17 protein-coding genes are annotated in these 21769 nt (G+C 42.9%); 4 read left to right on the top strand and 13 right to left on the bottom strand.

The window, feature by feature from the left end:
- Positions 1 to 44 precede the first annotated feature (44 nt).
- Complete coding sequence (locus C0V77_RS14205) at positions 45 to 500, top strand: nuclease A inhibitor family protein (RefSeq protein WP_101727002.1); 456 nt, start codon at positions 45 to 47, stop codon at positions 498 to 500.
- 66 nt (positions 501 to 566) lie between these two features.
- On the opposite strand, the gene rplT is transcribed toward C0V77_RS14205, so the two are convergent.
- The 4 genes from rplT to C0V77_RS14185 form a co-directional block, all read right to left on the bottom strand.
- On the bottom strand, positions 567 to 911 hold the full coding sequence (gene rplT, locus C0V77_RS14200; RefSeq protein ID WP_101727001.1) for a 50S ribosomal protein L20: 345 nt from the start codon (positions 909 to 911) through the stop codon (positions 567 to 569).
- Positions 912 to 1022: 111 nt separating this feature from the next.
- Positions 1023 to 1217, bottom strand: a complete 195-nt coding sequence (gene rpmI / locus C0V77_RS14195; RefSeq protein WP_101727000.1) for a 50S ribosomal protein L35 — start codon at positions 1215 to 1217, stop codon at positions 1023 to 1025.
- A gap of 69 nt (positions 1218 to 1286) precedes the next feature.
- A complete protein-coding gene (locus C0V77_RS14190) occupies positions 1287 to 2564 on the bottom strand; it encodes an AGE family epimerase/isomerase (RefSeq protein WP_101726999.1) in 1278 nt (425 codons plus the stop codon).
- Between the two features lie 14 nt (positions 2565 to 2578).
- Entirely contained in the window at positions 2579 to 3598 is a 1020-nt protein-coding gene (locus C0V77_RS14185; RefSeq protein WP_101726998.1) for a bifunctional heptose 7-phosphate kinase/heptose 1-phosphate adenyltransferase, read from the bottom strand.
- A 261-nt stretch (positions 3599 to 3859) separates the two neighbouring features.
- On the opposite strand from C0V77_RS14185, the gene dnaE reads away from it, so the two are divergent.
- Both dnaE and trxA read left to right on the top strand, forming a co-directional pair.
- The gene (gene dnaE / locus C0V77_RS14180) at positions 3860 to 7444 is read left to right on the top strand and encodes a DNA polymerase III subunit alpha (RefSeq protein ID WP_101726997.1); all 3585 of its coding nucleotides are present in this window, start codon (positions 3860 to 3862) and stop codon (positions 7442 to 7444) included.
- A gap of 103 nt (positions 7445 to 7547) precedes the next feature.
- Positions 7548 to 7874 (top strand): thioredoxin, encoded by a 327-nt coding sequence (trxA, locus tag C0V77_RS14175; RefSeq protein WP_101726996.1) that lies wholly within the window; start codon positions 7548 to 7550, stop codon positions 7872 to 7874.
- Between the two features lie 52 nt (positions 7875 to 7926).
- Here the strand turns inward: trxA and C0V77_RS14170 are convergent, their stop codons facing one another.
- The 3 genes from C0V77_RS14170 to topA are packed head-to-tail and all read right to left on the bottom strand — an operon-like array spanning position 7927 to position 12236.
- Positions 7927 to 9021 (bottom strand): serine hydrolase, encoded by a 1095-nt coding sequence (locus tag C0V77_RS14170; protein WP_101726995.1) that lies wholly within the window; start codon positions 9019 to 9021, stop codon positions 7927 to 7929.
- 22 nt (positions 9022 to 9043) lie between these two features.
- A complete protein-coding gene (locus C0V77_RS14165) occupies positions 9044 to 9739 on the bottom strand; it encodes a Sir2 family NAD-dependent protein deacetylase (RefSeq protein WP_101726994.1) in 696 nt (231 codons plus the stop codon).
- A gap of 28 nt (positions 9740 to 9767) precedes the next feature.
- Positions 9768 to 12236, bottom strand: coding sequence for a type I DNA topoisomerase (gene topA / locus C0V77_RS14160; protein ID WP_101726993.1), 2469 nt, complete (start codon positions 12234 to 12236; stop codon positions 9768 to 9770).
- 306 nt (positions 12237 to 12542) lie between these two features.
- Here topA and C0V77_RS14155 point away from each other — a divergent pair, with 306 nt between their 5' ends.
- Positions 12543 to 14810: an aconitate hydratase gene (locus tag C0V77_RS14155; protein WP_101726992.1), complete on the top strand. Its 2268-nt coding sequence runs from the start codon at positions 12543 to 12545 to the stop codon at positions 14808 to 14810.
- Between the two features lie 76 nt (positions 14811 to 14886).
- Here C0V77_RS14155 and C0V77_RS14150 read toward each other — a convergent pair whose 3' ends face one another.
- The 6 genes from C0V77_RS14150 to C0V77_RS14125 all read right to left on the bottom strand — a co-directional run bounded on the left by C0V77_RS14150 (position 14887) and on the right by C0V77_RS14125 (position 21724).
- Positions 14887 to 16254, bottom strand: a complete 1368-nt coding sequence (locus C0V77_RS14150) for a glycoside hydrolase family 140 protein (protein ID WP_101726991.1) — start codon at positions 16252 to 16254, stop codon at positions 14887 to 14889.
- Between the two features lie 157 nt (positions 16255 to 16411).
- Positions 16412 to 17608, bottom strand: a complete 1197-nt coding sequence (locus C0V77_RS14145) for a hypothetical protein (protein WP_101726990.1) — start codon at positions 17606 to 17608, stop codon at positions 16412 to 16414.
- Positions 17609 to 17650: 42 nt separating this feature from the next.
- Positions 17651 to 18463, bottom strand: coding sequence for a type 1 glutamine amidotransferase (locus tag C0V77_RS14140; RefSeq protein ID WP_101726989.1), 813 nt, complete (start codon positions 18461 to 18463; stop codon positions 17651 to 17653).
- 195 nt (positions 18464 to 18658) lie between these two features.
- Entirely contained in the window at positions 18659 to 19756 is a 1098-nt protein-coding gene (locus C0V77_RS14135) for a carboxylate-amine ligase (RefSeq protein WP_101726988.1), read from the bottom strand.
- Between the two features lie 83 nt (positions 19757 to 19839).
- Positions 19840 to 20946: a RimK family alpha-L-glutamate ligase gene (locus C0V77_RS14130; protein ID WP_101726987.1), complete on the bottom strand. Its 1107-nt coding sequence runs from the start codon at positions 20944 to 20946 to the stop codon at positions 19840 to 19842.
- Positions 20947 to 21004: 58 nt separating this feature from the next.
- On the bottom strand, positions 21005 to 21724 hold the full coding sequence (locus C0V77_RS14125) for an alpha/beta fold hydrolase (RefSeq protein WP_101726986.1): 720 nt from the start codon (positions 21722 to 21724) through the stop codon (positions 21005 to 21007).
- Between the last annotated feature and the right edge of the window lie 45 nt (positions 21725 to 21769).

Here is a 21769-nt window from a genome sequence, read left to right as displayed (position 1 = left end):
AGCTATACTTTGTCAGTTCCTCATGCTTTCAAAAAGCGTAAACAATGGAAACAAAAATTAACCGTAACCCTGCTGAATCTTCAAGAGAAGCCGCATTGGCCAGAAAGTCAGTTGTAGACATGCTGAAAGAATGTGTGGAAGGATTGTTATACCCCAGTGAGTCTGATGAAAGGCTAAAAGTTATTGACTGGCAGGCCGACCATCAGGCCCCGTTTAATATTATTCTTTTCAGAAAATACATTGGGTTGCCTGCCAACGAAAGGGTAGAAACAATGCCCTGGGAAAAGTTTTTTGACGTGGTACTTAATAAACAAGACTGGTGGACTGATTATGAAATTGAACGCGCTGAAAAGTTTGCAACTATAAAAAAGATTATGGAAGAAAACCTGACAGAGCTGGAATACCTGCGCGCGGGCAGGGTAGAAATTGAGGCCTACCTGATTGGCAAAGATGCCGAAGGCAAATGGAAAGGGCTGAAAACCCTGATTATTGAAAGCTGACAACTACCACAAAAAAAGAGGTACCAATGAAATTGATACCCCTTATTACAGATTTAAACCTGCTTCTTATTTTACTTTCTCAACTACAGCTCTGAACGCCTCAGGGTGGTTCAAAGCCAAGTCGGCCAATACTTTTCTGTTCAATTCAATACCAGCCTTGTTTAGTTTGTCAATCAAAACAGAGTATGACATTCCTAACGGACGAACCCCTGCATTGATACGAACAATCCATAAACGACGGTAACTTCTTTTCTTTTGCTTACGACCTTCATAAGCATAAGCCAAACCTTTTTCAACGGCGTTTTTAGCAACCGTCCAAACGTTCTTACGACGTCCGTAATAGCCTTTGGCTAATTTTAAAACTTTTTTACGTCTTGCTCTTGAGGCAACGTGATTTACACTTCTAGGCATTTTAATTTTTAGTTTTTTGACTTTGGCGGTTCAGACTTTCATCTTTACTCTTTGGTGCCATTCATCGGGTGAAACAATTGAACCATTGTAAGAGTCTTACACAGACTACCATTACATACTTAATAACGACTCGATACGGTTGGTATCTGCCGGGCTAACAAGCGTAGCTGAAACCAGGTTTCTTTTACGTTTATTAGATTTTTTTGTCAGGATGTGGCTATGAAAAGCGTGTTTACGCTTGATTTTGCCTGTACCTGTAATTTTGAAGCGTTTTTTTGCTCCAGAATTGGTTTTTTGTTTTGGCATTGTATTGAACTTTAAGTATTGAACAAAAAAAGTAAATTGGGGTGCAAAAATACAATAGAAATCTTGTTTTTACAAATTTGAGTTCAAAATCTTGTCTAATCGCACCACAGATTGTACCATAGAGCGTACATCATGATAGTTTATCTTCCACGAGTGGCTCATGTGCTTCCAGATAGGTACGCCCTGGCGGGTCATTAACGGCCACCATTCTCCCAGTTCATGGTTAATCATTTTATCAAACACAAAACGATGTACGTTTACGTAGGCCTCCCAATATTTTTCGTCTTTCAGGTATCTGAAGGCATCCAGCATACCAATCAGCATTTCGGCCTGTTGCCAGAATTCCTTCTCGCGGTCATACACCTCGCCGGCATGAGAACCCTCAACATAAACGCCGCCAAACTCCCAGTCGATACCATAAGTTACCGAGTGATTGAAAGATTTTATAATCTGCTCGCGATGGGTGTCATAAGGTAGGCCCAGAATATCCAGTGCGTGCATGAGTAACCACGCAAACTCTGAATTGTGGCCATAGCTGGTGTTGTCTTCTGCGGCGGCTTTTTGTCCGTCTTCTGTAAAGCGGTCCCAACCCCATACAATATCAAATTTAATCTGCGGCGCCACCGACCAGTCAGCCCAGAACTGCGGAATACCGGTGCCATACTGCGGGTGCATAACCTTAGTTGTTAATAATTCTATTATTTCAAGCAATTTACGACGATGTACCTGCTTGCCTGTGCACTCATAAAGGGTGGTAAAGGCCTCCATTAAGTGCATGTGGGCGTCTAGTGTCTTGCGGTCTCCACCGGCAGCGCCAGGGCCTTTTAAGTCCCAGTTTCTTAAAAACATTTCCCAATAGCCGCCGTAAAAGGTATCTACTGCATGCACCTGCAATAAATCAAATACTTTTTCGGCATACTCACGGCCACGTGGGTCGCCGGTTGCCAGGGTATATTCACTTAAGCTATAAATGGCAAAACTGTGGCCGTAAACAATTTTCTCGTCGCAGGTAACTTCACCTTTACGGTTTACCATCCAATAGAAACCGCCATACTCTTCGTCCCACATTTTGTTCAAAAGAAAATCTACCCCATGACGTGCCATTTCGGCCAGCTTACCATCACCGTATCCGGCTCTGTGGGCAGACGAATAAGTAAACACCGAGCGGCTTTGAGCTATGAGCGATTTTTCGTCTTCACCTGAGTCATTTCCGTATTGGTCAAAGTGTGTCAGGAATCCTCCGTATTGATTATCAACTGTTCTTTTAATCCAGAAAGGCAGCAGGCCTGTATTCAGGTAGTCTTTTATTTCGTTGCGCAGTTGCAGCGCAGTCTCTTTTGAGTACATAGGTTTATAATTGATTATTTAAGGGTTGAATACTTATGATAAACGTTTAGGATTTCTGATGGACTTGCCGTGCCGGTTTGTCTGAGTTTCTGCACTGTTACGGCAGCGGCCAGGTTGGCAATTTCAAGCGATTGCTCAATGGTTGCCCCTGAACCTCTTGTAGCAGAAAATGCAGCCACTACGGTATCTCCGGCACCAACGGTGTCAATCTCGCTGGTAATCGGAATCGCCTTTACATTTTTAGTTTCCTGTTTGTCCATGTATAATATGCCGTGTTCGCCGCGGGTAACAATGAGGCTGTCGCCAATGAGCGACTGTAACGCTTTGCCGTGGGTAATGCAGGCGTTTTCATCAGCTTCGTTAATATGTTTAATACCCAGCAGCTTTGCCATTTCTTCGGTATTTACTTTCAGTATCGTATTTTTGATGCAATAGCCATAAGCCCGCAGGTCTGATACAAACAAGCATTGCGGAAAACCAGCAATTAACTGATTAAGCAGGGCAATCCTCTGCGGATTTAACAAGGGGTTTGGAAACTGCTGATTAATAATTAAAACGTCTAGTTCAGGAAGAGAATCTCCTAAAGTGCCTAGTAATTCATCAAACAGGTGATTGGCTAACTGGTTGTTTGTGCCAAAATCCAACCGGTTAGATTCTCCATCGTCAGACATCGGCTTGGTATAAGTACAGGTGTCCCAGTCTTGGGCCAGAACTTTCAGAAACCGGGTGTTAACACCAATAGAACGGAACAGACTCAGCATTTCTCGGCCATAAATATCGTCTCCAACACAGCCAAACACCCTGATGTCGTTTACACCCAGGGCGCTCAGGTTATTAACTACGTTTCCGGCCGCTCCTAAAGACGAGTGAGGCTTACTTGCCCAGAATACTTCTTTTCCTGTTTCAACCGAAAATTCCTTCGTATTATAGTTAATATCATAATAAAAGTCGACAGCGAAGTCGCCAATTACGCCTACCCGAAGTTTACTTATGTTCTTAAATATGGCCTCAATTTCACTTATATTAACAGGCATCAGTCAGGATATTAAATTCTTGCAAAGTTTTATTATAAAAATACAAAATAGATGGAGGCGGTAAAATTGCTAAAAAAAGTCTGAATAGAAATCAAAAAAAACTGAAAACTTCTCAAGCCGGATAACTGTTCTTTTAAAGACTTAAAATTTATAAAATCCGACTATTGATATTCAGGGTTTTATCATTTGCTTCAAAAATATTCGGTTCTCATTCAGATATTTTAGTTAATTTAGTGTGATTGAATCAGTTAAAAACCTACTATGCAGTTTTCTCATTTACATAACCACACGCAGTTTTCATTACTCGACGGCGCCTCAGATATTAAAAAATTGTTTGCCAAAGCACAGGCCGACAATATGCCCGCTATGGCCATTACAGACCACGGCAATATGTTTGGAGTGTTTGACTTTGTGGCCACTGCCGGCAAGTATAACGTAAAACCCATTGTTGGCTGCGAGTTTTATGTAGTAGAAGACCACACCCGTAAGCAGTTTACCAAAGAGCAGAAAGACCAGCGTTTCCATCAGTTATTACTGGCAAAAAATGCCACCGGATATAAAAACCTGACCAAACTTTGCTCTTTAGGCTACATTGAAGGCCTTTATGGGAAGTTTCCGAGGGTTACCAAGGCTTTAATTGAGCAATATAAAGAAGGGCTTATAGCTACTACCTGTTGTATTGGGGCGTCGGTACCTAAAGCCATATTAAGAAAAGGCGAAGATGAGGGAGAAAAGGAGTTCAGGTGGTGGCTTGACAGATTCGGCGAAGATTATTATGTTGAGATTCAACGCCATGATATACCCGAGCAGATTAAAGTAAATGAGGTACTGGTGAAGTTTGCCAAAAAGTACGGCGTAAAAATTATTGCTTCCAACGATAGCCACTATGTAGACCAGCAAGACTGGGTAGCGCACGATATTCTGCTTTGTGTTAATACCAACGAAAAACTGTCGACACCTTCTGCCAAGGAGTTTAATGATGACGAGTCTTCATCAAGAGATACGCGGTTTGCGTTCTATAACGACCAGTTTTATTTCAAGACAACACAGGAGATGTCGACCTTGTTTCATGACCTGCCGGAGTCTATTGATAACACAAACGAGATTGTAGATAAAGTTGAAACGCTCAAACTGAAGCGAGACATCATGTTGCCGAATTTCCCGATTCCTCCGGAATTTAAGATTCACGCAGATGATGTGATGAACCAGTGGGAATACCTGAAACACCTGACCTACGAAGGCGCTATGAAACGCTATGGCGAAATAGGTGCTGAAGTTCAGGAGCGCCTGGATTTTGAGCTCTTCACCATCAAATCAATGGGTTTTGCGGGGTACTTTCTGATCGTATCTGACTTTATCAAGGCCGGACGAGACCTGGGCGTTATGATAGGCCCCGGCCGGGGTAGCGCCGCAGGCAGCGCCGTGGCCTATTGCATTGGTATTACCAATATTGACCCCATTAAATACAATCTGCTTTTTGAGCGTTTCCTGAACCCTGACCGGAAATCAATGCCCGATATTGATACCGACTTTGATGATGAAGGCCGCCAGAAGGTGATTGACTATGTGGTGCAGAAATACACCAAAAATCAGGTTGCGCAGATTATTACTTATGGTACGATGGCCACCAAGTCGTCTATCAAAGATGTGGCCCGCGTGATGGAATTGCCATTGGCTGACGCCAACTACATTGCCAAGCTGATACCCGATAAACCTACTTATGGTATTGATTTTCAGAAACTGATACATTACCCGCTTGACGGACCCAAAAGTCTTTCGGAATTAGGTTTGCAGCCAGATGAGATTGAAAATGTGAAGAAAGTGAGGGCCATGTATAACGGCGCGGACCTGACAGCCAAAGTATTGCAGCAGGCCGAAAAACTGGAAGGAACCGTACGTAATACCGGTATACATGCAGCGGGTATTATTATTGCCCCCGAAGCTTTGTATAATATTCTGCCGGTTTCTACCTCTAAAGATTCTGACCTGCTGATAACCCAATATGAGGGCAAGATAATTGAAGATGCCGGGGTTATCAAAATGGACTTTCTGGGTCTGCGAAACCTGACCATTATTAAGGACTGCCTCCGGATGATTAAGGAGAATCATGGCGTGGAAATAGATATTGACAGCATCCCTCTGGATGATAAGTTAACCTATGAGTTGTTTCAGAGAGGGGAGACCAATGCGGTATTCCAGTTTGAGTCTGACGGTATGAAAAAATACATGAAAGACCTGAAACCTGACCGCCTGGATGACCTCATTGCCATGAATGCCCTGTATCGCCCGGGGCCTATTGCGTACATTCCGAATTTTATTAACCGTAAGCATGGCCGCGAAGAAGTAACCTACGACTTGCCAGATATGGAGGAGTATCTGGGTGAAACCTACGGTATTACGGTTTATCAGGAACAGGTAATGTTGTTGTCGCAGAAGCTGGCCGGGTTCTCTAAAGGAGATGCCGACGTATTGCGGAAAGCAATGGGTAAAAAAGACCGGAAGACACTCGATAAACTGAAACCGCAGTTTCTGGAAGGAGCCAAAGCCAAGGGGCATCCTGAAAAAGTACTTGAAAAAATCTGGACCGACTGGGAGGCCTTTGCTTCGTATGCCTTTAACAAGTCACACTCTACCTGTTATGCGTTTGTGGCGTATCAGACAGCCTACCTGAAAGCCCACTATCCGTCAGAATACATGGCGGCCGTGTTAACGTCTCAATTAGGCAATATTGATAAGATAACCTTCTTTATGGAAGAGTGCCGGGCCATTGGCCTGCCTATTCTGGGGCCAGACGTAAACGAGTCGCACAAGCAGTTCAGTGTTAACAAAAAAGGAGAAATACGCTTTGGTATGGGCGGCATTAAAGGCACCGGCGATGCCGCCGTAGATGCCGTAATTGAAGAACGAACCAAAGGGGGGGCATTTACCGATATTTTTGATTTTATAACACGTGTTAACCTGAGAACCGTTAACAAAAAGACTCTGGAATCTTTTGCTTATGCCGGGGCTTTTGACTGCTTTACTGACCTGCACCGGGCACAATATTTTGAAGATTCTGACGGCACCTCGCTGATTGAAAAGCTAATCAGATATGCCAATAAATTTCATGAAAACGCCTCTGCCGGGCAAAATTCTTTATTTGGTGCTGTGGGCGGGACTGGTTTTGATATAGCCAGACCCAAAATTGCACCAACCGAAGAGTGGGGAGATATTCAGAAGCTGAAATTTGAAAAAGATGTGGTTGGGTTTTACATTTCCGGGCATCCGCTGGATGAATTCTCTATGGAAATGAAACGCTGTGTGCCGCTTGACCAGGTGTTTGATGCAAATAATCTGAACAAGGAAATAACAATAGGCGGGGTGGTTTCATCGGTGCAACACAAGCAATCCAAAAACGGTAACCCGTTTGGTATTCTTAAGCTGGAAGATTACAACTCAAGCATGGAGATGATGCTTTTCGGTCAAGACTACGTCAATTTCTCGAAATTCCTGAACATGGGGCTGTTTTTGTTCATCAGGGGTAAACTGCAAAACAAATGGGGCAGGGAAGGAGAGTGGGATTTTAAACCTTTGAACATGGAGCTGCTAAGCGAATTACGCAACAAGATGTTTAAAGAGATAAAAATCATTATTGGTTTGCAGCAAATTAATGCAGGGCTTATTGAAGAAATTGATGCAGCTACTTCGCGCTTTCCGGGTACGTTTGACTTCAAGTTGTCTGTACATGATGCCGATGAAAGGTTAGATGTCTTGCTGTTGTCGCGCAAGTCTAAAGTGGCTTCAACCAACGATTTCGTGAAGGAACTCAGGAAAATTGTAGGTGATGAAAATGTTGTTTTCGCCTGATGGAACTTTTCTGAAACGCGGTTTTGTTAGTCCTGTAAGAACAAAATTTAAACCTTAAAAACCTTTTGCCAACAGTAGGCAAAGGGTATAAATTCAATAAAAAATGGCACATAAAGCAATTGAAATCACGGACGCAAATTTTGCTGAACTGATTAACTCTGACAAACCTGTATTAGTTGATTTTTGGGCAGAGTGGTGCGGACCATGTAAGATGATTGGCCCGGTTGTTGAAGAAATGGCAGGCGACTATGAAGGTAAAGCAATTATCGGTAAAATGGACGTTGATGCAAACTCTAATGTTCCGATGAACTTCGGTATCCGTTCTATTCCTACACTGATGATTTTCAAAAATGGTCAGATGGTTGATAAAATTGTAGGAGCCGTTCCGAAACACATTCTTACTTCTAAATTGGAAGCGCAATTGAACTGAAAATAGATTCAAAGTTTAGCCCGGTTCTTTATTGAGCCGGGCTTTTTTTGTATTAGTTGGTCAACTCCAACGCCTTTTCAAAATTAACGGTAGTATCAACAATCTTCTCTGCTTTCAGCAGGTCTCTGATGGGCTTTTCCAGGGCATGGTTATCTGCTATGTTTGAGAAGTAGACAAACAGAAATTTACTGCCCGGCACCATGTTTACAACATTGCTGAAACCGCAGGTACTACCCGTATGATATAACTCCAGACCATTATTGCCTTTTCCGTTAAACCAGCCCAAGCCATAGCTGATGTCATTTACGCCTTCTATTTTAAAGTTGGTTTTTTTAAGTGCGGCTTCGGTGTTAAACAGTTGGTTGTTTAATATGGCATTATACCATTTTTCATAATCTTCTAAAGAGGTATATACACAACCATCGCCTTTGGTGGCGCTTGTAATGCTCTGGTCAGCAAAAATCAGTTTGCCTTCTTTATTACGGGCATAGCCCATTGCCCGGTTGGGTATGGGTCTGCCGGCTTCATAAATGGTGGTATTTTGCAGACCTAGCGGCTCAAAGATGTTTGCCTTGATAAAGGTTACAAAATTCTGCCCGGATACCTTTTCAATAATTTGTTGAAGCAGGCAAAAGCCCGAATTACTGTACCTGAACTTACTGCCGGCCTCAAAATAGGTTTTAGATTGGCTTTTTAACATTTGCAGCACATCTGCATCCAGTATTTGCAGTTGCTGGTTCTGTGGTATAAGGGCTTCGTAATCTGTTATACCTGAAGTATGTGTCAGCAGGTGTTTTATCGTTATTTTACTGCCTGTTTGTTTATTAAAATCAGGAAAAAATGCCAGCAGGTTGTCTTCATAACGCAATTTTCCTCGGTTTTCAAGCAAAATAATGCAAGCGGCTGTAAACTGCTTGGATACCGAGGCCATTCTGAAACTGGTTTGTGCTGTAATTGGCGTTCGGGTAGCAATATCAGCCAGTCCGAAAGCATCTTTATAGATGGTTTTGCCTGCTTTAATAAGCATAACGGCCATTCCCGCTCCGTCTTTTTCAGTTTGGCTTTTAAGCAGAGAATCTAGTTTTTTGGTAAAGTTTTGGGCATGCGCCACCTGCACCATTAGTAGAGTGACAATGATTTTTTTCATGGAGCTACGTTTGCCGGGTTGGCTATTGAAAATCTCTGATAAGTATTTCTGCCAGTTTAGGCACGCCTACCGTTGCGGTTTCTTCGATGTAAGTCAGGTTTTTATGATTACCTGCTTCTTCGGGCGTAAAAGGGTCGACGATGAATTTTGGTACAGATTTACCTACTGAATATATTAGCCCCGCTGCCGGATAAACCTGTAAAGATGTGCCCACAACAACAAAAATATCAGCTTCTGAGGCTATTGCCGCAGCAGGTTCTATCATGGGTACTTCTTCTTCAAACCAAACAATATGAGGGCGAAGCTGATGCCCGTCTTCGGCTAAGTCTCCTAAATAAATGGCTTTACCGCCTATATCGGTAATCAGGTTTTTGTTCATCACACTTCTCACCTTACTGAGTTCTCCATGCAGATGCAGTACATGAGAAGAACCTGCCTTCTCGTGCAGATTGTCAACGTTTTGGGTAATAATGCATACCTCAAAATATTCTTCCAAGGCAACCAATGCAAGGTGGCCGGCATTGGGCAGGGCCTCAAAGGCTTTGGCGCGGCGCTCGTTATAAAACTGCAATACAAGTGCTGGGTTTTTGGCCCAGCCCCTGGGCGTGGCTACATCTTCAATGCTATGGTTTTCCCACAAACCTCCACTGTCTCTGAAGGTCTTCAAACCGCTTTCGGCACTAATGCCGGCTCCTGTTAAAACAACCAGTTTTTTCATTGCAATGGGGTAAGTGCCATAAAATATATTAACCGTTGGCCAGTTTCAGGCAGTCTTCTAATGTTAGCGATGCCGGGTCGGTGCCTTTCGGTATTTTTACATTTCTTTTACCAGCTTTTATATAGGGCCCATACTGGCCGTTCAGTACCTGAATACTGGTGTTCTCCGGAAACTCCTTGATAATCTTACTGCTTTCTGCTGCTTTTTTGGCTTTAATTATCTCAATAGCCTGGTCAATATCTACTTCGGCAGCTTTAATGGTTTTATCAATGTTATAGTATTTGTCGCCATGTTTCACATAGAAGCCAAAGCGTCCTTTACCTACATTAACCGCCAGGCCTTCATATACACCCAGGTCTTTAGGTTGCGACAAATCACCGCTGTTACGTTTAGCTTCAATGATTTCAATGGCGCGTTGTTCAGTAACCAGATAAGGGTCTTCGCTTTTTTCAAGGTTATAAAACTTATCGTCATGCCTGATATACGGCCCGAATTTACCAACAGCCACTACCAGCGGTTTATCTTCATAGAAACCTACCTCACGCGGTAGTTTGGGCATATCAAGCAAAGCAAGGGCATCTTCAAGTGTAATATTATCTACCAGCTGGCTTTTCAGCAGGCTGGCAAAAACAGGCTTTTCTTCGTCGGTATTATCGCCCAGTTGCACATAAGGGCCAAACTTACCTATTTTAACCGATACATTTTTGCCTGTGCGTGGGTCAACACCCAGATCACGGGCGCCTTTGGTGGCTTTCGCGCTATCTGCCTGCTCTACTTTATGATGAAAATCCTTATAAAAATCACTAATCATTTTTTGCCATTCTACCTTGCCGTCTGCCACCTTATCGAAGTCTTTTTCAACATTGGCGGTAAACGAGAAGTCAATCACGTCATCAAAATTCTCAACCAGAAAATCATTTACCACAATGCCAATGTTTGTAGGAAACAACTTGGCTTTTTCGGTTCCGTAGGTCTCTTTTCCTACTTTTTCGGTTATGGTGTTATTTTTTAGTGAAAACTCTCTGAATGTACGTTCTTTACCCGGCCTGTCTTCTTTTACTACATAATTCCGCTTGATGATGGTTGAAATAGTAGGGGCATAGGTAGAGGGCCGCCCGATTCCCATTTCTTCAAGCTTTTTAACCAGACTGGCCTCGGTATATCTGGCAGCAGGTTTCGAGAATCGTTCGGTGGCTTTCATTTCTGAGAGGTCAAGCAGTTGCCCGATAGTTAACGGAGGCAGCATACCTTTGCTTTCTTCGTCTTCATCGTCGCTCGATTCGAGATATACTTTCAGGAAACCATCAAATTTTATTACTTCACCGGTCGCCACTAATTCTTCGGCTGTGGTTGATATCCCAATGGTAGCAATGGTTCTTTCCAGTTCGGCATCTGCCATTTGAGAGGCAATAGAGCGTTTCCAGATTAAATCATACAGGCGTTGCTCGTTTCTGTCGCCATCCACTTTTTCTCTGCTGAAATCAGTTGGTCTGATGGCTTCGTGGGCTTCCTGAGCCGACTCACTCTTGGTTTTATACTGGCGTACCTTTACGTACTTATCGCCATAAGCGGCCTCAATCTGGGCTTTTGCTTTTTCGATGGCCTCGCCTGATAGGTTGGTTGAGTCTGTTCTCATGTATGAGATTTTACCAGATTCATAGAGCTTCTGTGCCACTGTCATGGTCTGCAATACAGAAAAACCTAATTTACGAGAGGCCTCCTGTTGCAAGGTAGAGGTAGTAAATGGCGCTGCCGGAGATTTTTTACCCGGCTTTACCTCCAGGTTTTTGATGGTAAAGATGGCGTTGCGGCATTTTTCAAGAAAAGTTCTTGCCTGCTCTTCGGTTTCAAAGTTTTTTGGTAACTCGGCGTTCAGAACCTTGCCCTTTTCAACCAGAAACTGCGCTATTACCTTAAAAGAAGATTTTGAATTGTGACCATCAATTTCTCTTTCACGTTCTACAATTAAACGCACTGCCACTGACTGCACCCTTCCGGCAGATAGATTTGTGCGTTCGCCGGTTCTGATTTTCTGCCATAAAACCGGCGACAATTCAAAGCCCACCAGGCGGTCCAGAATTCTCCGTGCCTGCTGTGCATTCACCAGGTCCATATCAATGGTGCGAGGGTTTTCAATGGCATTGGTAATGGCTTTTTTAGTAATTTCTCTGAAAACAATCCTTGGCGTGCTGTCTTTCAGTCCTAAAGATTCTTTCAGATGCCATGATATGGCTTCTCCCTCACGGTCGTCGTCAGTTGCCAGCCATACGGTTTCCGATTCTTTGGCAATTTTCTTCAGTTCGTTTATAACCTTCGTTTTATCAGCAGAAATAGTGTATTTGGGAGCGAAGTTTTTATTTATATCAATGCCCAGTTCTTTTTCAGGCAAATCTCTGACATGGCCAAAACTTGATTTCACAATAAAATCTTTTCCAAGATAACCTTCTATGGTTTTTGCTTTTGCAGGGGACTCAACTATGACTAAGTTTTTTGACATTCTTTGGTCTTCAATTTTAAATTTTGTGCGATATTAAGATATTAATGCAAAAGAGAATACAAAAGTTTTGGAAATTTTAATAAAAAAATCTAAAACGGATAAGTTTTGAACAAAAATGCAATGGTTTGAGGTTTAATAAATAGATAGCCCTGAATATTAATAGCAGTGATATGCGTTTAGATATATATTTTTAGCAATATTTAATAAATTACTATTCAAAATTTGACGATGTTTTGTAATTTTGGCGCAATCCTCATCTATACAATCCGTATTTGAGTTTTTAACATTTAAAAATTTCTTTAACAAATGGCAGTTTTTGATTTAGATATGATTAAGAGCGTCTATGCTCGAATGCCCGAAAGAGTAGAGGCCGCTCGAAAATTAGTAGGTAGACCTCTTACTTTAGCGGAAAAAATCCTTTATTCTCACTTGTGGGAGGGAAACCCTGCAAAAACGTATAGCAGAGGCGTAGACTATGTTGATTTTGCTCCTGACCGCGTAGCTATGCAAGATGCTACCGCACAGATGGCATTATTGCAGTTTATGACTACCGGACGCCCAAAAGTTGCTGTTCCTTCTACTGTACACTGCGACCACCTGATTCAGGCAAAAGTAGGCGCGGCAGAAGATTTGAGAGTTGCCAACGAAAAAAATAAAGAAGTATACGATTTCCTTTCTTCGGTTTCAAATAAATATGGCATTGGTTTCTGGAAAGCCGGTGCGGGTATCATTCACCAGGTTGTAATTGAAAACTATGCTTTTCCGGGTGGTATGATGATTGGTACCGACTCTCACACGCCGAATGCCGGTGGTTTGGGTATGGTTGCTATTGGTGTAGGTGGTGCCGATGCCTGCGACGTAATGTCTGGCCTGGCTTGGGAACTGAAAATGCCTAAACTGATTGGCGTTAAATTAACCGGAAAACTGAAAGGATGGGCAGCACCAAAAGATGTAATTCTTGAAGTGGCAGGCCGCCTGACTGTTAAAGGTGGAACAGGTTATATTGTTGAATATATTGGTAAAGGCGCAGACAGCCTTTCGGCAACCGGTAAAGGTACTATCTGTAACATGGGTGCCGAAATTGGTGCAACTACCTCTTTATTTGGTTATGACCGCAAAATGGCGGCTTATCTGAAAGCCACAGGCCGTGCCAAAGTAGCTTCTCTGGCCAATGGCATTAAAGATTTGTTACGCCCTGACCAGGAGTGTATCGATAATCCTGAAGCCTACTACGACCAGGTAATTGAAATTAATCTTTCAAGATTAGAGCCGCGTATCAATGGTCCGTTCACACCAGACCTTGCCTGGCCTCTTTCTAAATTTGCCAAAGCCGTTAAGAAAAACAAATGGCCTGAGAAACTGGATGTAGGCCTGATTGGCTCATGCACCAACTCATCTTATGAAGACATGACCCGCGCGGCATCTGTTGCAGCGCAGGCGGCCTCAAAACATATTTTGGCAAAATCTGAGTTTACCATCACTCCGGGTTCTGAGCTGGTGCGTTACACTGCCGAAAGAGACGGTATTCTTGATACTTTTAATTCTATTGGCGGGGTAGTACTGGCTAATGCCTGTGGGCCTTGTATTGGCCAATGGGCGCGTCATGGCGCTGAAAAAGGCGAGCGTAACTCTATCATTACCTCATTTAACAGAAACTTTGCGAAACGTGCCGATGGTAACCCAAACACACACGCGTTTGTGGCATCACCGGAAATCGTTACCGCATTTGCCATTGCAGGTAGCCTGACTTTCAATCCTTTGAAAGATACCTTACTTAACGAAAAAGGTGAGCAGGTAAAACTGGATGCACCACAGGGTGTTGAATTGCCTCCAATGGGCTTTGACGTAAAAGATGCCGGATACCAGAAACCTAAAAAAGACGGTAGCAAAGTAAAAGTTGCAGTAAGCCCGACATCTGACCGTCTGCAATTGTTAGAGCCTTTCAAAGCCTGGGAAGGTACAGACCTTACCGGCCTGAAATTGTTGATAAAAGCCAAAGGTAAATGTACAACTGACCATATTTCTATGGCTGGCCCATGGTTGAAATACCGTGGACATCTGGATAATATTTCTAATAACCTGTTGATTGGTGCCATTAACTTTGCTAACGGCTCAGCCAATACGGTTAAGAATCAGATAACCGGCCAATACGGTGAAGTACCAACCGTACAACGTGCCTACAAAGCTGCCGGAATTGGCACTATTGTAGTGGGCGACGAAAATTACGGTGAGGGTTCGTCTCGTGAGCATGCTGCTATGGAACCACGCCACCTGGGTGTGCGAGCCATTGTTGTACGTTCATTTGCACGTATCCACGAAACCAACCTGAAAAAGCAAGGGATGCTGGCATTGACTTTTGCCAACCCTGAAGACTACGATAAGATTCAGGAAGATGATACTTTTGATATTCTTGGCCTGACCACTTTTGCTGAAGGAGTACCTTTAACACTGGTGGCACACCATGCCAATGGTTCGAAAGATGAAATCAAGTTGAACCATACCTACAACGCGAGCCAGATTGAATGGTTCAAGGCTGGTTCGGCGCTGAATCTGATTGCATCAGAAGTTGCCTGATAAGATTCGTAATAAATTGGAAATATGAAAATATCCCGCAGTAATGCGGGATATTTTTTTGAGATATAGTACTTGTTTAGCGCATCTGGTAGTTTTTTGATACATCGTCCAGCACTAGCACCCAGTCTTGTCCGTATCCTTCACCTGGTGGGGTAAATCTGTATTTTCCACTGTTATCAAATTGACCGATGTATTGAGTTCTGCCATTGCGGGGGTCATACCAGTATGCGTTTAACTCTTTGCCTGATATTTTACCCATATTTACGGTAAAGGCTTTTCCTGCAGTTGAATAAATATAGGCGAAGTCTTTACCCCTGGTGGCCTGAATACGCTCGGCAGCAGCAAGATTGTTTTCTTCAATAATTGATTGATCTGGCACCCTGCCAAGAATAGGATGAGACTCTATCAGTCTTTTTAACCACTGCATTTGTTTAGCACCCGGCAGTTCTATAGCCTGCTGCCAGTATATATGCGGGTTATTAACGGCTTCCCGATTCGGCGAATACATCTGCCATATACCATGACAGCCATATGTATGCCCAAAGGCTCCCGCAAAAACCTCCTGATAGGCATATTTACGCACATCATAGGCATTAGAGGTTCCTAAATCTGTTGCATTGAAACAAACGGGGTGGTCTTCATAAATGGGTTCTCCGTCTATTACGGGTTTGATTCTGGTGCGGTTGTAGGCGTCTTTGATGCGGTCATAAACGGGGGTGTCGCGGCAATGCCCGTTCTGAAACATATTGAAGTCGAACCAGGAATCGTCATGAAACCACTCACTGGCACCTTCTTTATTGGGCTGAGGGTGAAAGGTAATTAATGCCTTATCCTTCCCACCTACACCTTCTATTATTCCGGCTGCTATGGCTCGCCACACTTCTACATCGTTGGTATTGGGGCGGGGGTTGCGGTCTCCACCCAGAATCCAGATAATATTTTTGCGATTTTTGTAACGATTCCCAAGCCACTTGCCATAAACCCGTGCATTTTCAGGATTGAATACCTCTGGCCCCTTTCCCCAACTTGCTTTAAACAGCTTATCGCCCCAGGTAGGTAAAAAACCTATAACAAGACCATATTCTGCAGCTTTATCAATTATATAATCTACATGACTGAAGTAGCCCTCAATTGGTCTGGCAGGGTCATTATCAATCAGAGGCCGGTAACCATAAGCATTAGGAGTATTCAGGCCATCCAACTCGGCCAAGGCAACGGCCTGAATCACCGTAAATTGTTGATCAGCCCGTTTTTTAAGGTAATAATCGGCCTCTTCACGGTCTAGTCTATGAAAAAGCTCCCAAGCGGTGTCGCCCAACCAGAAAAAGGGCGCACCATTTTTCAGAATGAATCGTTTGTTGTCGCTTACTGTAAATGTTTGTGCTGATGCAAAAAAACCTGAAAGAAGAAGCAAAAGGGTAATCAGAGCAAAGTTTGATTTCATTGTTTTAGATAATTTCTCGTTTTAATATTAAACAATATAAAGAAAAAATTAAATAAAACAATGAAAATGTGATTATACTTTAAATAGTACATCTATATAACAAAAGCCAGTGGGCTAATTAACTGCGCCGGCTTTTTATAACTTGAGTTTTATCTTTTCAATCTTCAAAGAAGGCGCAACTGCCGCCGACCCAGTCGAAATTTTTATTAAAATTGACACCTATCATTTCTCCGCGGCTGAGCCTTGCCAGATTGGTTACAAGTGAAGGTCGCTGTGCAGCATCGTCCCACACAAATAGCATCCGTATTTCAGTTTTTATGAGCTTGCCCTCTGTATCTTCAATAATTGGCTCATATTTTACTTTTTTCTGAATCAGATAATTTTCTTTGTCGCTGATAGCATCCAGGTCAGACTTCGTAAAATCAAGTTTTACACCACTTCCTGCGAAGGAAAACAAGGGCTTAAGCACATAATTTTCTAGGTCGGCCGGATATTCTTTTAAATCAGACAAATAATAACTCTCAGGCACATAAGGGCTCCTGAGCAGCGGCAATGTAAACTTACTGATTCTGAAAAACCAGTTGGGGTGTGTTACCCATTTTACATCTACGTCGTCAGTCAGTTTAAATTCTGTCTCTAAATCAGGATAATTCTGCAGCAGGTCATCAAAAATCAGCCGGTTGTAAATCCGTTTGATTTCAATCTGGCGGCCTTCTTTTTCATAATAGAGTTTCCGTCCGTTTTTCTTTATTTTTGTATAACAAACCGGCTCAATACCCCAAAGTTGTTTGCTTATTTCAAAGTCAAGCCTTGTTTTTTGCTTTTCAGGGTAAATCTCAAGCAGAATTACATTTTCGGCTTTTTCATTGCCTAACAATACTTTTCTCATGGCTTCTACATAAGTAGCCATATTTAGCCGGTTAAAAAACTGGTTAAAGTTTTTAGGTACGGCAAAAAACTTTCTGTATTTCTGGCCCAGATACCATTGGTAAGCAAACAAAGACGGAAAACCTTGTAATTCTATCAGTTGGGGTGTTAATTCACCATTGGCGTCTTTACAAACCGCAAAATCAATAGCCAGAAAATTAGGATGTTTATCTTCATTGGGTACATACTGATTAGCCGGAATAGCCCTATCTGTCTTTGCCTTAAAATCATCTTTTTTTATGGTATCAATAATATCATTACAAGCCTGCAATAGCTTTATTTTCAATGCCTGCGGTACAAAAACGGGTGTTTCAGCAATGCGGAAGTCCAGTTGGCCGGGGAAGTCTCTTTCAATTTCAGCCAAAAAGGCTTCATATCTTTCTGTTGAAAAACTTTCGTTAAACTGGCGGCGTATTTCAGGAATCATAAATAACGCTTTTAATAAATGTAAAAATAAATTTTGCTGATTTTACGCCAGCTCTAACAGATGCTCAGCCGCATTTCTCAGGAACGTCGGAATAATTACCGCCTCGGTAAGCATTATCTTGTCGGGGTCATCCAGCCTGTCAATCATTTCTTCGTATTTGTCGGCCCCGTATTCTTTAATAACGGCCAGCATTTTTTCTTCCTGCTTAAAGTATCTCTTCATACCTTCAGAATCAGCTTCCGGGTGAAACTGCGTACCGAAAACTTCATCAGAGAACCTGATGGCCATAATAGCCCGCTCTAAAGGAACATAAGGTCTGATTTTCTCGAGGCATAGTACTTTGGCGCCAAACGCGTTTATTTTCTCCCAATCAGGCTGAATTAGCTGATAGTCTCTTGAGTCAACTGCATAAAATAGCTCAGGTAGTTTATCAAATAATGGCTCGCTTTCACCTTCGTGCGTGCGGTGTATTGGCATTACACCAAATGAGGTAGACCTACGCTTGCAAACGCTACCAAAACCCAGATGATGACTGGCTATCTGAAAAGAATGACAAATCAGAAACAGGTATTTCTTTACATCATGCGTTGCATTGTAGGCAAAGATGCTGTCAATAAAGCCGGTAAATTTTTTCTCCCAAGGGTGCCCTTCAGGCAAAGGGTTACCGGGGCCGCCGGTAGATATAAAAATCTGATAATTGTATATATCGGGTATTTCGTTTTTCTGACGTACATCAAAAATATCGTACTGACCACCAGTACCTTCCTGTGCCAGAAACTGGTCGCACAACATTTTTATACAACGCATACCTTCGTTGGGTCGGCCGTCATATAGGTCTAAAATTGCAATCTTCATCATTATAAGGGGCTTATGCGTAGCAACATAAGGCTTATTTTAGTAAAAAATAACACAAATTTAACAAAATCTGTGGAAATACAGGGCATAAATACCCTTAAAAGAAGCCAAATCCTGCAAGTTAACGTGCTAACCTACAGGATTTGGCCTTTACAATTCAATAAAAACATCTATTTCAGGTCTGATTGTTCCTTACTACAAACCAACTCTGGTTTCAGAAACTATGTAATCAACCACCGACTTCATGTTTTGGGTTTGTTCAAACACCCGCAGCTGTCTGTCGGCACCTGTACCCATCTTTAAAATTTCATGAATGTATTCCACTTCTTTACGGCTGCCCAGTTCATCAAGTACATCATCAACAAACTCCATAAGTTCTTCTGCCAGGTGGCTGTATGGAACTTCTATTTCTTTACCAAAATCAATCAGGTTTCCGGCAATACCGTACCTGGCTGCACGCCATTTGTTTTCGCTGATGAGCATCCGGTGGTAGGGTCTGAAACTCAGGTTCTGTTGGTGCAGCTTATGTATTTTAGCCACTATTGCCTGCATTAAAGCAGCCAGACAGATGGTTTCGTCGGCACGCATAGGGATATCGCAGATACGGAACTCAACCGTAGGATAGACCGGATGCAGGCGGATATCCCACCAGATTTTCTTGCCGTTATCAATACAGTTGGTTTTAATGAGCAGGTTTACGTAGTTGTCGTACTCTGCCACGCTTGAAAAATAATCTGGTATACCAGTTCTAGGAAATTTATCGAAAACCTTTGAGCGATACGACTTAAAGCCAGTATTTCGCCCGCACCAGAACGGCGAATTGGTTGATAAGGCGTATATGTGCGGCAGAAAATAGCGGGCGGTGTTCAGAATCTGCATACCTTCTTCACGATTAGGAATACCCACATGCACGTGTAAGCCAAAAATAAGATTTGAACGAGCCACATCGCGCATGTCGTCAATCAGTTTTTCATATCTTTCGTTGGGGGTAATGAGTTGCCGTTGCCAGTCTGAAAAAGGGTGAGTACCCGCAGCGGCAATGTGTAGGTTTTGTTTGGCTGCCAGGTCAAACAGCATTCGGCGCAGGTAAGTAACTTCTTCACGCGCCTGCTGAATGTTCTCGCACACACTTGATATCATCTCTACCACTGCCTGGTGCATTTCCTGCTTGATTCTCTCCTGCAGAATCACCTGGCCACCCTCTACAATTTTAGACATGTGCGAACGAAGCTCACGGGTTTTGGGGTCAATAGTCTGAAATTCTTCCTCAATACCTAGTGTAAATTGCGCCATAATTTTCTTAGTTCAGGATGTATAAGAGAGAAACAGTTTAGCTTGGGTGGGTAATAAACCCTTATTACCCACCAAGATAAAAATTATTTTTTCTTTGCAACTGTTTTAGCGGCAGGTTCTTCTTTTTTGGCCGGGGCTTTTTTATTTTTTGCAACTTTTGGTGCGGTTTCAGCTTTTTTTACGGCAGGAGCCTTTTTCTCGGGCGCAGCCGGCTGGAAGGTCGTAGTCAGTAAATCATTACCTGTAATTGATGCCCGCGTGAAGGTACCCCATGTACAGTTGTTTTTGCCATCTTGTTGCTCTATGGCTCTTTCAATGGCCATTTTGGCTGCATTTTTTACAATCCAATCAAAATTTTCGTTACCTACCGAATTGATGTCGGCATCAGGGGCCGGGTTGCAGAAGTCAATGGCATACGGAATACCATTGCGAACGGCAAACTCTACCGTGTTGAAATCATAGCCTAATGCGTGGTTGAGTTTCAACACATAGTCTGTAATGGTTTCCATCAGTTTTTTGTGCTCTTCACCCTGTGTTTTAGGCTGAGTAGCATAACGCAAATGATGCGGATTACGGGGCTCGTAAGGCATAATGTGCACATATTTTCCATTGAGGCAGTAGCAACGGTAATAATCGGTAAACTCTATTTCTTCCTGCAGCAACATAACCAGCTGGCCTGTTTCTTCGTGTTTCTGCCATAGGTCGTTCGGGTCATAAACTTTATATACGCTTTTCCAGCCGCCACCGGCGTGGGGTTTCATATAGGCCGGAAAACCAATCTGACCGAACATATATTCCCAATCCATCGGAAACTTCAGGTTGCGGAATGAACGGTCGGTGGTGTCGGTTGGTCTCTCTTTCGACGGAAGTAAAACCGTTTTTGGCACAGGAACACCCAGCTTTACAGCCAGGCAGTTATTGAAAAACTTTTCGTCGGCGCTCCACCAGAATGGGTTATTGATAACAGCCGTGCCGCACAACGCCGCGTTTTTAAGATACGCCCGATAAAAAGGTACATCCTGCGATATCCTGTCTATAATTACTGCGTAATCTGTTGCTACGCCCTGTTCTACCTTGTCAATCAACACGGGTTCGGCAATGATACCGGCCGGGGCTGTTCTGTTTACTTCTTCAATAAATGCCCACGGAAATGTATCTTCCATTCCAAAAAGAATTCCTATTTTTTTCATGATGCTATGCTTTGTTATGAATGCTTTAGTATTTATTTTTCTTTGATTAAATTCTTGTTTAGAGTTCGCCTGCCAGCATTTTGCCTACATACTCAGGGAACATCATGCGCCAGAGAGGCCAGTCGTGCGACGCCCACTGTTTCTCGTCATACCAATGATGGATACCTCTTGAACGTAAAATGTGCGACATATTGACGTTGTCTGCCTTGCAGATGTCCCAGTCTGATGTGCCCAATACAATTTTCATGTGGTTGTATTTCCAGCCATCCTGGCTTTGCATGTAGTCAACCGGGTTGTTAAAATAAACGTTATCATCAAAATGGCCTTTCATAAAGCTTTTGATGTCAAACGCACCACTCATACTGAAACAATACTCAACTAAGTCGGGATATTTCAGGGCAAAATTGGTACAATGAAATCCTCCGAAACTACACCCGGCTACCGCAATGCGGTGTACGCTGCATTCGCGCTGAATGGCCGGCACCAGCTCTTCTTTTATAAACCTGGTGTACAGGTTATAGTTATGAATCTTTACGTCGGGTGGAAGGTCGCGGCCATAAAAACTCTGAAAATCGATGCTGTCTACGTTATATAACTTCACTCTGCCATCGTTAACAAACTGAGCTATGGAATGGTTAAGGCCGAAGTCACGATTCTGAAGATAATTACCCATTGAGGTAGGAAACATAAGAATAGGGTAGCCCCAGTGGCCGCTTACCAGTAAATCAATGTCTCTGCCCAGAATATGAGAATAGAATTTAATGTGTCGTTCGTCCATACAGTTTTGCAGGCTTTTATGTTTTGGTTTTTGATGATTTACTGA

The sequence above is a fragment of the Emticicia sp. TH156 genome (genome assembly GCF_002855535.1).
GTDB lineage: Bacteria > Bacteroidota > Bacteroidia > Cytophagales > Spirosomataceae > Emticicia > Emticicia fluvialis.
Note: the sequence above shows the minus strand (reverse complement) of the source record. Positions and strands in the feature narration are given on the sequence as shown.

What these genes read in the sequence shown, in the direction of transcription:
- topA (WP_101726993.1), bottom strand. Translation starts at nt 12,236, where the DNA reads ATGTCAAAAAACTTAGTCATAGTTGAGTCCCCTGCAAAAGCAAAAACC.
- C0V77_RS14140 (WP_101726989.1), bottom strand. Translation starts at nt 18,463, where the DNA reads ATGAAGATTGCAATTTTAGACCTATATGACGGCCGACCCAACGAAGGT.
- C0V77_RS14135 (WP_101726988.1), bottom strand. Translation starts at nt 19,756, where the DNA reads ATGGCGCAATTTACACTAGGTATTGAGGAAGAATTTCAGACTATTGAC.
- dnaE (WP_101726997.1), top strand. Translation starts at nt 3,860, where the DNA reads ATGCAGTTTTCTCATTTACATAACCACACGCAGTTTTCATTACTCGAC.
- C0V77_RS14145 (WP_101726990.1), bottom strand. Translation starts at nt 17,608, where the DNA reads ATGATTCCTGAAATACGCCGCCAGTTTAACGAAAGTTTTTCAACAGAA.
- C0V77_RS14170 (WP_101726995.1), bottom strand. Translation starts at nt 9,021, where the DNA reads ATGAAAAAAATCATTGTCACTCTACTAATGGTGCAGGTGGCGCATGCC.
- C0V77_RS14130 (WP_101726987.1), bottom strand. Translation starts at nt 20,946, where the DNA reads ATGAAAAAAATAGGAATTCTTTTTGGAATGGAAGATACATTTCCGTGG.
- C0V77_RS14165 (WP_101726994.1), bottom strand. Translation starts at nt 9,739, where the DNA reads ATGAAAAAACTGGTTGTTTTAACAGGAGCCGGCATTAGTGCCGAAAGC.
- C0V77_RS14125 (WP_101726986.1), bottom strand. Translation starts at nt 21,724, where the DNA reads ATGGACGAACGACACATTAAATTCTATTCTCATATTCTGGGCAGAGAC.
- rplT (WP_101727001.1), bottom strand. Translation starts at nt 911, where the DNA reads ATGCCTAGAAGTGTAAATCACGTTGCCTCAAGAGCAAGACGTAAAAAA.
- C0V77_RS14150 (WP_101726991.1), bottom strand. Translation starts at nt 16,254, where the DNA reads ATGAAATCAAACTTTGCTCTGATTACCCTTTTGCTTCTTCTTTCAGGT.
- C0V77_RS14190 (WP_101726999.1), bottom strand. Translation starts at nt 2,564, where the DNA reads ATGTACTCAAAAGAGACTGCGCTGCAACTGCGCAACGAAATAAAAGAC.
- C0V77_RS14205 (WP_101727002.1), top strand. Translation starts at nt 45, where the DNA reads ATGGAAACAAAAATTAACCGTAACCCTGCTGAATCTTCAAGAGAAGCC.
- rpmI (WP_101727000.1), bottom strand. Translation starts at nt 1,217, where the DNA reads ATGCCAAAACAAAAAACCAATTCTGGAGCAAAAAAACGCTTCAAAATT.
- C0V77_RS14155 (WP_101726992.1), top strand. Translation starts at nt 12,543, where the DNA reads ATGGCAGTTTTTGATTTAGATATGATTAAGAGCGTCTATGCTCGAATG.
- C0V77_RS14185 (WP_101726998.1), bottom strand. Translation starts at nt 3,598, where the DNA reads ATGCCTGTTAATATAAGTGAAATTGAGGCCATATTTAAGAACATAAGT.
- trxA (WP_101726996.1), top strand. Translation starts at nt 7,548, where the DNA reads ATGGCACATAAAGCAATTGAAATCACGGACGCAAATTTTGCTGAACTG.